14 protein-coding genes are annotated in these 12,972 nt (G+C 44.6%); 5 read left to right on the top strand and 9 right to left on the bottom strand.

Features of this window, described 5'->3' with window-relative positions; translation table 11 throughout:
* Positions 1 to 62: 62 nt before the first annotated feature.
* A complete protein-coding gene (locus AC23N5_RS10405) occupies positions 63 to 854 on the bottom strand; it encodes an anti-sigma factor (RefSeq protein WP_487755514.1) in 792 nt (263 codons plus the stop codon).
* Positions 851 to 1,390 (bottom strand): RNA polymerase sigma factor, encoded by a 540-nt coding sequence (locus AC23N5_RS10410; protein WP_028525740.1) that lies wholly within the window; start codon positions 1,388 to 1,390, stop codon positions 851 to 853. The genes AC23N5_RS10405 and AC23N5_RS10410 overlap by 4 nt, the downstream gene beginning before the upstream one ends.
* Before the next feature lie 166 nt (positions 1,391 to 1,556).
* On the opposite strand from AC23N5_RS10410, the gene AC23N5_RS10415 reads away from it, so the two are divergent.
* Together AC23N5_RS10415 and AC23N5_RS10420 are read left to right on the top strand one after the other, a co-directional pair.
* Positions 1,557 to 1,988, top strand: a complete 432-nt coding sequence (locus tag AC23N5_RS10415) for a hypothetical protein (RefSeq protein WP_487755515.1) — start codon at positions 1,557 to 1,559, stop codon at positions 1,986 to 1,988.
* Between the two features lie 77 nt (positions 1,989 to 2,065).
* Positions 2,066 to 2,530, top strand: coding sequence for a group I truncated hemoglobin (locus tag AC23N5_RS10420; protein WP_028525742.1), 465 nt, complete (start codon positions 2,066 to 2,068; stop codon positions 2,528 to 2,530).
* A gap of 60 nt (positions 2,531 to 2,590) precedes the next feature.
* Here the strand turns inward: AC23N5_RS10420 and AC23N5_RS10425 are convergent, their stop codons facing one another.
* The gene (locus tag AC23N5_RS10425) at positions 2,591 to 3,793 is read right to left on the bottom strand and encodes a class I SAM-dependent rRNA methyltransferase (RefSeq protein WP_037301643.1); all 1,203 of its coding nucleotides are present in this window, start codon (positions 3,791 to 3,793) and stop codon (positions 2,591 to 2,593) included.
* A gap of 97 nt (positions 3,794 to 3,890) precedes the next feature.
* Here AC23N5_RS10425 and AC23N5_RS10430 point away from each other — a divergent pair, with 97 nt between their 5' ends.
* Entirely contained in the window at positions 3,891 to 4,730 is an 840-nt protein-coding gene (locus AC23N5_RS10430) for a sugar phosphate isomerase/epimerase family protein (RefSeq protein WP_487755516.1), read from the top strand.
* A 68-nt stretch (positions 4,731 to 4,798) separates the two neighbouring features.
* Here AC23N5_RS10430 and AC23N5_RS10435 read toward each other — a convergent pair whose 3' ends face one another.
* From AC23N5_RS10435 to AC23N5_RS10450, 4 genes are all read right to left on the bottom strand, one after another.
* Positions 4,799 to 5,485: a SanA/YdcF family protein gene (locus AC23N5_RS10435; protein WP_310586980.1), complete on the bottom strand. Its 687-nt coding sequence runs from the start codon at positions 5,483 to 5,485 to the stop codon at positions 4,799 to 4,801.
* Between the two features lie 12 nt (positions 5,486 to 5,497).
* Entirely contained in the window at positions 5,498 to 8,155 is a 2,658-nt protein-coding gene (locus tag AC23N5_RS10440) for a DNA gyrase/topoisomerase IV subunit A (protein WP_487755517.1), read from the bottom strand.
* 132 nt (positions 8,156 to 8,287) lie between these two features.
* The gene (hemF, locus tag AC23N5_RS10445; protein WP_183972412.1) at positions 8,288 to 9,178 is read right to left on the bottom strand and encodes an oxygen-dependent coproporphyrinogen oxidase; all 891 of its coding nucleotides are present in this window, start codon (positions 9,176 to 9,178) and stop codon (positions 8,288 to 8,290) included.
* An 8-nt stretch (positions 9,179 to 9,186) separates the two neighbouring features.
* The gene (locus tag AC23N5_RS10450; RefSeq protein WP_183972410.1) at positions 9,187 to 9,903 is read right to left on the bottom strand and encodes a tRNA1(Val) (adenine(37)-N6)-methyltransferase; all 717 of its coding nucleotides are present in this window, start codon (positions 9,901 to 9,903) and stop codon (positions 9,187 to 9,189) included.
* Positions 9,904 to 9,929: 26 nt separating this feature from the next.
* Between AC23N5_RS10450 and AC23N5_RS10455 the strand changes: the two genes are divergently transcribed.
* Positions 9,930 to 10,331, top strand: a complete 402-nt coding sequence (locus AC23N5_RS10455; RefSeq protein ID WP_487755518.1) for a hypothetical protein — start codon at positions 9,930 to 9,932, stop codon at positions 10,329 to 10,331.
* A gap of 8 nt (positions 10,332 to 10,339) precedes the next feature.
* Here the strand turns inward: AC23N5_RS10455 and AC23N5_RS10460 are convergent, their stop codons facing one another.
* Positions 10,340 to 10,972, bottom strand: coding sequence for a ribonuclease H1 domain-containing protein (locus AC23N5_RS10460; RefSeq protein WP_487755519.1), 633 nt, complete (start codon positions 10,970 to 10,972; stop codon positions 10,340 to 10,342).
* A 75-nt stretch (positions 10,973 to 11,047) separates the two neighbouring features.
* Between AC23N5_RS10460 and AC23N5_RS10465 the strand changes: the two genes are divergently transcribed.
* Entirely contained in the window at positions 11,048 to 12,070 is a 1,023-nt protein-coding gene (locus tag AC23N5_RS10465; RefSeq protein ID WP_487755520.1) for a DUF6807 domain-containing protein, read from the top strand.
* A 121-nt stretch (positions 12,071 to 12,191) separates the two neighbouring features.
* Here AC23N5_RS10465 and AC23N5_RS10470 read toward each other — a convergent pair whose 3' ends face one another.
* Entirely contained in the window at positions 12,192 to 12,950 is a 759-nt protein-coding gene (locus AC23N5_RS10470) for an oxygenase MpaB family protein (RefSeq protein WP_487755521.1), read from the bottom strand.
* Positions 12,951 to 12,972: the final 22 nt, after the last annotated feature.

Genomic DNA, 12,972 nt, shown 5'->3' on the forward strand with positions numbered 1-12,972 from the left:
AAACTCCCCAACAAAAAAGCCTCGGCGTTTGCCGAGGCTTTTTTGTTGGGGACGGGGCAGGATTACCCTGCCACCTTACCCATCACGTATAACTCTTCCAAATGAGGCGTCGGATTGCCTCCCTTCTTTTCGAGCGTGACCGCAAATGCTTCTGCTTGTCCCGTCGTTTTCATTTTTTGGAAGGCAGTACTTACATCAAACACGCCTAAATCAACTGGCTTTCCTTCCACCAACGCCCAAAGTTGATATTGTTTGTCGGCACTAGGAGTAGGCAATGACAAAACACTTAACTGAACTTCCTGCGTTTTAGGATTCCACACAACCCGCACCGAACTACTAGGTGATTTCTCTACCCCTTTCAAAGTCACAAACTGGTTATTGGCATCATTTAATTGCGCAATTTGCGTTGTTTGTACTTTTATTTCGTTCTGTTGTTGTGCCACCGTTGTAGAAAGTGTATCCAAACGAGCGTTGAAGTACACCACCGAGCCAACCAAAGCTGCTACTGAAGCCGCCGCTACCCATCCCCATTGAAAGGAATTTCCGCGCGAATTAAGCGGTAAAACGGGCACATTATCTTCTTCCTCCTCAACAAGTTGTTCCACCTGTGTTTCAGGTTCATCGTCTGCAAAGGTGAGCTGTGCCATAATTTTACTTTTCAATGCAGCTGGGGCAGCCACTTTGTTGGCAAAAGCAAATCGTTCTATTGTATCGCTGAGACTATCTAACTCAGTCCTTATTTCGGGGTAAATTTTAGATAGGCAATCCACTTCCCTCCGTTCCTGTTCAGAAACGTTCCCTGAAAGATAGTCTTCTAGGATACCTGATTCTATGTATTCTTTAACGTTAATCATGCACCAAAAAATTTTCTTAAATCCCTAAGAGCACTTCGCACACGCGTTTTTACCGTCCCAAGCGGCATGTCTAGCCTTTGGGCTGCCTCTTCGTGCGTGTAGCCTCCCCAATACACCATTTCTATCAGCGTTTGCTGCTCCGGTTTTAGTTGCGACACCACTTCTTTAAGTTCGTTGTTGTTAATTTCCTCATATATTGATTGACCTTGTTCTACAGTATATACGGCTGTATCTATGTCTTGGATTTCGAGGCGATTAACTCGCAAATAATCTATCGACGTATTTCGTGCGATATTGAGCATCCAGGTAAACAAACGCCCTTTGCTTGAGTCGTATTGGGCAATGTTCTTCCAAATTTTGACGAAGATTTCTTGCAACAAATCTTGTGCAGTTTCTTCAGTGCGAACCACCTTTAAGATAACCCCGTACAGTGCGTCGGAGTAATTATCATAAAGGTAATTGAAAGCTTTGCGATCTTGCCTTCGCAACAGTTCCAATAGTTCGCTCTCATTCAATTTAGGCGTTTTTAATCCCATATAAAAAAGTTAAACCACTTGAGAATAGACAGTATTTACAAGTAAACAAAAGCGAGCGTACTTCTGTTTAAGAGCTTTCATGTATGCAATATCCAAAAAAAAAATCAGTCCTCTAAATCCAACTTGACATTCGCCCTCGTAGATAGTACCAAAAAGGTTATCGACCATGAAAAAAGGACTTATCAAAACCGCTAAAATTTCGCTTTACTCCTTAGGTTTTCTTTTTATGGCATTTGTTGTCTATGCCAATTTAGAACCTGCCCCCATGCACGCTTACGTAAAGCCAATTAGCATGACCATCATAAAAGTAGATGGGCTTGATGAAACTACTAATTCGGAAGCGTTACAAAAACAAATGAGTCAACAAAAAGGGGTCACCGCTTGTACAGCCAACCCCGCAAGTCAACTCGTGAGCATCACTTTTGACCCTGATGCCACCAACGAGTCTTCTTTGAAATCATTGGTAGGCACCTATTCTGCCAAAAAAGTTGAGCCCGCATCCTTTGATGGCATTACAGCAAGCGGCCCTGAATGCCCCGTGCCGTTGTCGTACATTCAAGCATTTGAGCGCGCTAAATACGCCTTCTGTTTCCGTTAGCATCTTTTATTTTCTCTCAATAACTACTCAAGTTTTAATTTAATCCATTTTCTCAATCAATTAAATCAATTAAAACCATGAAAAAAGCATTTTTGTCTTTATCGGTTGCGCTTGTGTTCATTATGTCATCTTGTAAGAAAGAAGAAGAAGCAGCGCCAAAATCATTGTATGACCGCCTTGGTGGGGTAAGCGCCATTTCAGCAGTTGTGGATCAATTTATCACAAACGTAGCGGCAGATCCAAACATGGTTCGTACGTTTACGCCACTTCTTCAAGAAGTACAAAAAGGTAACACGGCACGTTTGACTGCCCTTCGTAACAACCTAATTGACCAAATCGGTCAGGCTAGCGGCGGTCCACAGAAATACACAGGAAAAGACATGGTGACAGCCCACAAAGGGATGAAAATCACTGATACTGAGTTCAACTCACTGGTCAATGACTTAGTGATGGCCTTGAATAAGTTCAATGTACCATCTACCGAGCAAAACGAACTTTTAGGTGTTTTAGGAGGCTTAAAAAGCCAAATTGTAGGCCAATAGTAGGGTCTGGTTGGGTAGTTGAGTATTACAGCAGGGCAAATTGCCCTGCTGTTCTTATTTTTACTCGACCCAAAGTACCAGTCCTTTGAGGTAGCTTCCTTCAGGATGGAAAAGATTGACGGGGTGGTCGGCGGGCTGCGTAATTTGGTGTAAAACCCGCACTTGGCGTCCTGCCTCGATGGCCGCTGCAACCACCGTGTTGTAAAACAGCTCGCGATCCACTACTTGCGAACACGAAAACGTGAACAATATCCCGTTTGGTTTTAGGTGCTTGATACCTTCTGCATTCAATCGCTTGTAGCCTTGTACGGCACGATGACGCGCCGACATGCTCTTGGCATAGGCTGGTGGGTCAAGAATCATCAAATCGTAAGTACCTGTTGTTTCTTTTAAAAACTTCATTACGTCTTCTGCATACGACTGGTGGTTTGTCGTCTCACCAAAATTGGCTTCTACATTGCGCTCCGTCAATTCAATCGCTTTTTTGGAGGCATCCACCGAATCGACCGATTGTGCTCCTTCTGCCAAAGCATAAATAGAAAAACCTCCCGAATAGCAAAACGCATTCAGGACATTTTTCCCTTTGGCATAGCTTCCCAACAACCGTCGGTTATCGCGTTGATCGAGGAAAAAGCCCGTTTTCTGCCCCGTTTCCCAATCAATCAAAAAAGTATGTCCGTTTTCTTTGACAGGATGCGGAACAGGACAACTACCGAAAACGTACCCGTTTTGGGTAGTTTTGGCAAACTCATCGGGCAAGGTATCGGCGCTTTTATTATAAATGGCTTTCAAATCGCTGCCGTATAAATCTTGTAACGCTTGCGCCAACTCATCGAGCACGCGGTACATCCCAATCGAATGGGCTTGAATAACCAACACCCCGTTGTAAAAGTCGATAATAAGCCCAGGTAAACCATCGCCTTCACCGTGTACCAAGCGGTAGCTATTGGTGATGGTGTCTTCACTACTCCATTGGGTGGCAAAAAGCTGCTGACGAACGGTCAGTGCTTTTTGCAATTTTTGTTTCCAAAAATCAACGTTAGGTACAATTTGTTCAAAACTGAACAATTTTACGGCAATGTTGCCATTGTGGTAATGCCCCGTTGCCAAGTACTGGCCACGGCTATCACAAACTTCAACGATTTCACCGTCAGTTGGTTGGCCTTTGATTCGGGCGATAGCCCCCGAAAAAACCCACGGATGAAACCGCCGTACGGCTTCATCGCGATTGGGTTTTAGATATACAAGTGGAAAAGAATGCACGAAGATGATTATTAATTGAAAGACAAAAATACTTAGCACAATGCAAGTAGAAAGCACATTTTTCGTTTTTTTTCCTGAAACTAACCACCAATCACCAATGAATCGTCGCGATTTTTTGAAACAAACATCCGCATTAAGCGCGGGAATTACCCTCACACCAAGTCTTTTTACTGAAGCGAAACCCATCAAAAAATTTGGAATTCAGCTTTACAGCGTTCGTGATTTGATGCCAAAAGATGCCAAAGGAACCATGAAAAAACTGGCTGAAATGGGCTATACACAATTTGAAAGCTACGGCGGCCCCGACTTTTTGTGGGGAATGTCGCCGAAAGAATGTAAAACATTTCTGGGTGATATGGGCGTCAAAATGGTGAGTACACACTTTGACATGAACAAAGACCTGGATAAAAACATCGAGCGTGGCGCTGAAGCGGGACTCAAATACATGCTTTGTCCTTATTTAGGCCCTCAAAAAACGATTGATGATTGGAAGAAAAAAGCCGATTTGTTTAACCAAGTGGGCGAAAAAGTAACCAACGCGGGAATGAAATTTGGCTACCACAACCACGATTACTCTTTTAAGCCACTCGAAGGCCAAATTCCGCACGAAGTGCTTTTAGCCAACACTGACCCCAAAAAGGTGATGTTTGAATTGGATTTGTGCTGGATTGTAGCAGCGGGACAAGATGCTGTTGAGCACTTCAAAAAGTACGGAAAACGCTACGAATTGGTACACATCAAAGACATGGTAAAAGACAGTAGCGGCAAAGTTACCCAGAAAGATTTGGGACAAGGCTCAATCGACTTTGTGACCATTTTGAAAGCTGCCAAAAAAGCGGGTGTAAAATACTACCTTGTAGAACAGGAACAATACCCTGGAACATCGATTGATAGCATCAAAGTAGATGCCGATTGGATGAAGCAACTTTCGATTTAATAGTAACGCAAAACCTCCCGAAAGTTCCAAACTTTCGGGAGGTTCTTTGGAACTTTCGGGAGGTTGGTTCACTCCCCTTCTCGCACCCCCGCTTCAGGCTTCAGAACATATACGTCCAACATCGCCTTAGGACGGGCAAGGTACTCACGAAGCAATGTTTTTAGCGAATAGCCATTGGGGACATCTTGCGCGGCAAATCCGACGGCATCCATCCCTTCATGTTCGGCTAAGTAAAGCGCTCGGGCATTGTGGAAATTTTGAGAAATCACCGTCACCCGTTCTTGTCCATATATCTCGCGACACCGCACTACGGAGTCAAACGTTCGATAGCCCGCAGTATCGAGCAACATGACATCTTCAGGAATCCCCAATTTTGTCAAGGCTTGTTTCATCGCTTTGGGTTCGTCGTAGGTTTCCGCTTCCTTGTTACCGCTCAAAATCAAGTACTTGACTTTTCCTTCTTTGAACAGCAGCGCGGAAGCTTCCATGCGGTACTTAAAAAACAGGTTCTCTTTCCCCCGAGCTACGTATTTGCTAGTACCCAACACCAGCCCAACATCGTTGGAAGGCAGCGAGGAAACGTCAAAAAACACCTTGTGACGGGTCGTTAGTACCACAATCCAGTTACATAGCAACACTGCCACTACCACCCCAAATACCGACCACAAGCCTGCTTTGATGAGCTTTTTCATCAAAGAGACCCGCAAACGGCGCGAATGGCGAATGGCGTTGATATGTAAAAAAGCGGTTTTCACATTGCTAGTTTTTTAGAACAACCCCAGCTGCCCCGTCTCATCGGGAGCTGCGGGTGGGGTTTGTGGTGGCGTTTCGTCATCATCAGACGGCGCGGCTATTTCAGGTTCATGTTCAACAATTTCTGGTTCGGCTATTTCCGCTTGAATAGATTCGAGCTGCTTTATTTCTTTGATTTTTAAAGCAGAAACCCGATTTCCCAGGGCTTTCCAGCCTCTTACCTCCACAAATTCGTCCAAAGTATGTTGCTCAACTTGGTTCTCCGTTTTGCTCTTTTCTATCACCACTTCCATGCGTGGATGTACGTCCGTCGAAACAAATACGATTTTAGACCCTTTGTTTTCACCAATAAACGAAAATTTCTTATCAGTGGTTGTGGTTTCTATTTTAAAACGCTTGGCAAAGTAATTTTTTTGTACCGATTCGTAATAAACTGCCGTAATTGGTTTTTCGGGAACAAACTTCTCCAAAAGCACCAATTCTTTGGGTTCGTAACGGTTGGTCAAATCAAAGCTGGTAAGTTCGTACGTCCCTTCTTTGTAAAGAACCAGAATCAGGTCACCATTGTCAAAGTTACCCAAATAACGTCCCCGATCGTCACGGTTTAATCGACCTAGCACTTCGTCGTACCACAAGTCAACGCCGCCGAGTGTTGAGGCACCTGCCGATTTAAAGGCAATTTTACGGACGGGATACTTGGTCAGTACATTTCCCATGGCCGAGCGATTTTTGACCGCTAACTTAGAAAAATCAAAATCAAAAATCTTGATTCGAGCCGTACTTTGGGCCGTTAGACTTACGGTAATTATTTCTGCTTCTCCGTTGTCGTTGGCACTAAAATAGGTCATTTTCGACTTGTTTGTCCCCAATGACACGTCGTATTCTTTGTCGCGCGTGATGCCCGTTACGGCAAAACGTTTGGCATAACTCACCCCCGATTTTCCGTCAAGGTAGGATACATTGTATATTTTGCGTTCGTCGTTTTTCTTAAACACCGACACGTAAAATATGTCTTTGCCCACAAAAACCTTATCGGCTACGCGTACCACTTTGTATTTACCGTCGCGGCGAAAAACAATGATGTCATCGATGTCCGAACAATCCATGACGTATTCATCTTTTTTCAAGCCATAACCAATAAAACCTTCTTCACGGTTGACGTACAGTTTTTGGTTCGCAGCCGCAACGACGGTCGCCGCAATGGTATTAAACGAACGAATTTCGGTACGACGCCCACGGTCTTTACCATATTTTTTCAACAACTCTTTGAAATAATTGATGGCATAGCGTGTCAAATGAACGAGGTTATCTTCCACTTCGGCCAACTCCGCCTCAAGGCGTTTCATGGCTTCATCTGCCTTAAACGCATCGTATTTTGAAATACGTTTGATGCGCAATTCGGTCAGGCGAAGAATATCCTCTTCTACGATTTCGCGGTAAAAGTCATTTTTGTAAGGCGTCAACCCCGCATCAATCGTTTGAATAACCGCCTCAAACGTTTCACACTCTTCAATATCGCGATAAATGCGATTTTCGATAAAGATTTTCTCTAACGAACTGTATAAAAGTTTTTCTTTTAGCTCAAATCGTTTGATTTCTAGTTCACGTTTGAGCAAATGAACGGTTTGATCGGTACACGTTTTTAAGATTTGAGAAACCGTCACAAAGTGGGGTTTTTCGTCGATAATCACGCAGGCATTGGGCGAGATACTTACCTCACACTCCGTAAAAGCATACAAAGCATCAATGGTAATGTCGGGCGAAACGCCTGGAGCAAGGTGGATAACAATCTCCACGTCCCGTGCCGTGAGGTCTTCCACCGCTTGCATTCCCTTTTCGGGTTTTTTAATCTTAATTTTCCCTTCCTCGCTGGCCTTGATAATCGAATCCTTGATGGAAGTCGTGGTTGTTCCAAACGGAATTTCACGAATCACCAACGTTTTCTTATCAAGCTCTTCAATTTTGGCCCGCACGCGAATTTTCCCGCTTCGTAGTCCATCGTTGTAGTTAGTTACATCGACAAACCCTCCCGTTGGGAAATCAGGATACAACGTAAACGGCAATCCTTTCAAATAAGCCATTGACGCCTCAATCAATTCCACAAAATTATGCGGCATGATTTTGGTCGAAAGCCCCACGGCAATTCCTTCCACTCCCATGGCCAACAGCAACGGAAATTTCACAGGCAGCGTGACAGGCTCTCGCTTACGGCCGTCGTAGCTCATTTGCCACTCGGTCGTATCTTCGTTAAAAATAACGTCGTTGCCAAACTTAGAAAGGCGCACTTCGATATAACGAGCGGCGGCGGCGCCATCGCCCGTTCGGATGTCACCCCAACTACCTTGCGTATCAAACACCAAGTCTTTTTGACCCATGTTGACAATCGCTTCGTTGATAGACGCATCCCCGTGCGGGTGAAATTGCATGGTAGCCCCAATCACGTTGGCTACTTTGTTAAAGCGCCCGTCGTCCATTTCTTTCAGTGCATGAAGAATACGACGCTGCACAGGTTTCAGGCCATCCTCAATGTTAGGAACAGCACGCTCTAGAATTACATAAGAAGCATATTCCAAAAACCAGTTTTGGTACATATCCGACACCACCAACTGGTCGTGGCGGGTGTGTTCAGGGAGATTTTGGTCTTCGGGTAAAGTGTCGTTGATTTCGCTCATCGGTTCGTATTGAGTGCCACGTAATTTAAGAGTTTTGCAAACTCTTTTACCAAAAATAGTCGCTCAATCGCTATTGGTAAATTACAATTTTTTAACACGTAAATATACAAAAAAATGTCCAAAAATCGCGTTTTATACCCACTCAATGCCTTTTTTTAGCATCGAAAGCGTGTATTCTTCGCGCGATTGTGGAGCGGGCTTATAGTCGTACTCCCAGCCTGCCAATGGGGGCAAACTCATTAAGATTGATTCCGTTCGTCCGCCCGTTTCTAGTCCAAATTTTGTGCCACGGTCCCACACCAGATTAAATTCCACGTAACGCCCACGGCGGACCAACTGCCACGCTTTTTCTTGCTCACTATACGGAATATCAGCGTTTTTTTTCATCAATGCCGTATAAGTTGGCGCAAAGGTTTCGCCCACTGCTTTGACAAATTCAAACACCTGATTTTTATGGTCGTCGGAAGTTGGTTTTAAATAATCAAAGAATATTCCGCCCACACCACGGGTTTCTTGGCGGTGAGGCAAGAAGAAATAATCATCCGCCCAATTTTTAAATTTGGGATAATAATTGACATCGTGGGCATCGCAGGTAGCTTTGAGTTGTTGGTGAAACCAGCGAGCATCCTCATCAACGACGTAATGCGGCGTCAGGTCAATTCCTCCCCCAAACCAGCTAGTGCCGTTGGACATCTCAAAGTAGCGAACGTTCATGTGAATGATGGGAACCATCGGGCTCACAGGGTGCATGACAATCGAGACCCCAGTGGCAAAATAATCGGCCCGTTCGGTGAGGTTCATTTGTTTCATAAGTGCCTCGGATGTTTGTCCCTGCACCGCCGAAAAATTGACGCCTCCTTTTTCAAGGATAGTTCCCGCCTGAATCAAGCGCGTTCTGCCACCGCCACCGCCGTGGTGTTGCCAAAGGTCTTCATGAAACTTGCCTTTTCCGTCGGTTTGTTCGATGGCTGCACAGATTTGGTCTTGTAACTGTTGGAAGTAATCAGAAATCGTGTTACGCATTTTTTAATTTAGAATATCAAATAATAGTCCTTTAATAAAGTACGAAAACCCTCAGAATACTTACCGTCTCCCTCGTGAATGGTAAGTTTCTCTATCTGTAATGGCTTATTGTGCCACTGGAAGGTCGTTATAAGTCGAAAAAGTGCTTTTTCTTCTCGTTGAAAAATCTGAAGTTGCTGGACAGGCCAAAGACCTTTTCCCTGCAAGAGTTCCGTCATTTTTTGGGTTTCAAAGGGAGGTAATAATACCACAAATCGGCCTTTTTTTTGCAATAAACTAGCTACTGAATTGGCTAATTCGACCAAAGAAAGGCTTTCGGCGTGCAGGGCTTGGTTTTTAATTTCGTTGGTAGAAAGCAAGTGATTTTCAAAAAATGGCGGATTGCTGATAATAAAATCGTAGCCCTTTTCTTTCTTCCAATTTTGGAGGGCGGTTTTATACACTTGAATGCGTTCGGCAAAGGGACTTTGGCTAACATTTTCTTGGGCTTGTTCGGCGCTAGATTGCTCAATTTCAATGGCGTCGATGTGTAAATTTTCGTTCCTTTGCGCCAGCATTAAGGCCAACACCCCCGTACCCGTGCCAATATCTAACCCTTTTTTCACCCCGTCCACCGACGCATACGCCCCCAACAAACAGGCTTCTGTACATACGCGCAATGAACTGCGGTCGTGCCAGACAGTAAATTGTTTGAATTTAAAATAGGGGTTTGAGCTACGTCCCATTGTCTTACCTTTATAAAAAATGATGTATGAATAATTATCTAAAACAAATCCCTTACTCCATTGCCCAGTACATCATGTACGCCCTTATTGGCTTTGGTCTGGCATTTCAACTTTGTGTTATTATTGGACTCATACCCCATAAGTATGTTTGGGGTGGACGGCTCGAAAATCAAGAGCAGATGATTGCGTTTGAGCTAATATCCATGTCCAATTTACTACTATTATTTATACTCATCCAAGTCCACGGACGAACAAAATATGCTAACTTAAAAAAAGTGGCGACCCTACTGTTATGGATTTTTGCGGGAATATTTGCTTTAAACACCCTTGGAAACCTCGCTGCCATTTCGTCGCTTGAAACGTTACTTTTTACACCCATTACTATCGTGGCGTCCATTCTGTGTGGTCGAATCGCGTTGGGCAGATAAAAATTTAGCTATTTGCGGCCAAAATCTGCGGGATTTTCTCCCCAATATTCCGTTTCCCACTTCACAATGGCGTTGGTAAATTTATTTTTTGAAAGCCATTCTTCTGCCCGTTGAAGCATTTCAAAGAGGGCTTTGTTACGCGGCGTCACTTCCAATTTTGTATTGGCATGTTTTCGCTTAATCCAGCTCATTGCCGTTTTAGAATCGGTATAAATCGGCAGATTGCTCTGGTGTTTTTGGAGATACGCCAAGCCGTGTACAATCGCCAAAAACTCCCCAATGTTGTTTGTACCGTCCTGAAACGGCCCTTGATGAAAAAGTTTTTGACCCGTGCGCACATAGACGCCTTGGTACTCCATGTCGCCCGTGGCGGTATTCCACGCGGCATCTACCGCAATACTTTCAGGGTTGGGTTTGCCCACATTGGCAGGGGCTTCTTTGAGCGCAGGCTTGGCTTTGCTAGGGGTAATAAACTCCCAATAACTTTTGCTAAGAGCAGCTTCTGCTTCCTTCAATGAATCGAATGACTTGTATTTTGCTTCAGCAAAACCTTTGATTTGCGCCTCGCACTCGTCCCACTCCGTAAACACCCCTCGACGGCGGCCTTCCCAGACTACGTAAAATTTTCGTTTTTTTGCCATGCTACAAACTTAAAGAAAGTACGGGGTAAAAACGGAATCTCAACGCCTTTAGAAGGAAATTCCACTACAAATTCTATGAAATTTCCTTTTTTAGTGGGCGCTTTGGCACTTTCAAGTTTAGCCATCGCCCAAAAAGGGGTTGTCCTCACCCCCAACGAAACCGAAAAAAAAATCGATGTTACAATCGATGGCAAGCCTTTCACCAGTTATTTTTATCCAGGCCCCGATGTTTTAAAAAAAGCAGTTCTTTACCCTCTACTTACTGCCCAAGGTACTGAAATTACGCGCGGCTGGCCTATCAAACCTCGTACGGGCGAACGCGTGGACCACCCGCACCACGTCGGGATGTGGCTCAACTATGAATCGGTCAATGCCCACGACTTTTGGAACAACTCCACGAAAGTAGATCACGCCAAACACACCTACGGCACCATCGTTCATACGGGAATCACCAACATGAAAGGTGGCAAAAACGAAGGTACCCTTACCGTTACGGCCGACTGGCTCGACAAAAATGGTGGCCTGATGTTGACCGAAACCACCACGTATATTTTTAAGGGAGACGCTACCACCCGCACCGTTGACCGCATCACTACGCTAACTGCTAAAACCGAAGTAGTGTTTAAAGACGTCAAGGACGGCATGTTTGCCATTCGCGTTGCTCGACAATTGGAACACCCTTCTACGGGGCCTTCGGAGTTTACGGATGCTTATGGGGTAGTGACCAAAGTTTCGTCGATGGACAACACGGGCATTACGGGGAGTTACCGAACCAGTGAAGGAATTGAGGGCGACAATGTTTGGAGTACGCGCGGCCGTTGGTGCAACCTTCGCGGAAAGATTGGCAACGAGACCATCAATGTCGTTATTCTCGACCACCCAAAAAATGTGGGCTATCCTACCTACTGGCACGCCCGTGGCTACGGACTTTTTGCCGCCAACCCGCTTGGACAAGCTATTTTCAGTAAGGGTAAAGAAAATCTTAATCTGACGCTCAAAAACGGCGAATCCACTACTTTCCGATACCGCACGGTCATCGCTTCCAAAACCCTTTCTGACGACCAAATCAATAAAATTGCGGCAGATTTTGGGAAGTAGCCTTGGTCAGACGATAGTCAGACCAAGAACTACCTGAATTTGAATTTGGTCTGACTGTCGTCTGACCAAGTAAATATACTTATCTAAACCTAAAAGGTTTTCAAAACCTTTTAGGTTTGGTTTACCGAGTATCAAGCGCAGCTATCTGGGGTTTGTAGGCCGTGGGTAGAATGGTATCCTTCAGTAAATTTTCCAGCTTTAGGTACCTAAACAACTTGTATGTAGCAATCACAGGCGCAAAAAGTGGAATCCTTCCAAGTCCCAAAAGCCGATTAACCCTTTGAGGAACGACTAACGTTTGCGCTTGCTTTAGAATAAGAAAGCGGACAGTCCCCAAATGTTTTTGGTATTGGCGGTACAGGTCATGGGTAAATTCGCTGGCCATTAAATTATCCCGCAAGTGTTCTTCACGCATTCTTTGCCAGTCTTCAAAAGTAGTCGGCAGCCCTCTGAGGCCCATTCTAGCCCCTACCCGATAAAATACGTTGAACGTTTCTTCCTTTTCTTCTTGGGTTAATTTTCGTTCAAGCACTTCAAACGAACGAATGGAATAATCAATCAGCATAAAAAGCACATCGCGGTAGGCCCAATCAGGAATTTGAGCGGCTCTGTTTTGTTCTACGGCTTGGTGGATAGCGGCGATTTTATCAATGGAATTAAGGGCTTGTTCCTCCTCCGAAAACACAATTTGACGAGCGTAAGCCACCGTCGAAAATAACCGACCAAGCGGGTCAGAAGGCAATTTACCCGTAAAATACAGCCAATCGACGGCTTTATTGAGGGCAAATTCGGCCGATGCCCCCGCAAAAATAAACAAGATGGTATCGGCTTTCCCCCATATTGTCCGAACGATGGAATTGGGCGCGACGAAGTGTTTCATTTTAAAATGAATAAAAAGTACT

The organism is Runella sp. R5_40 (genome assembly GCF_057652295.1).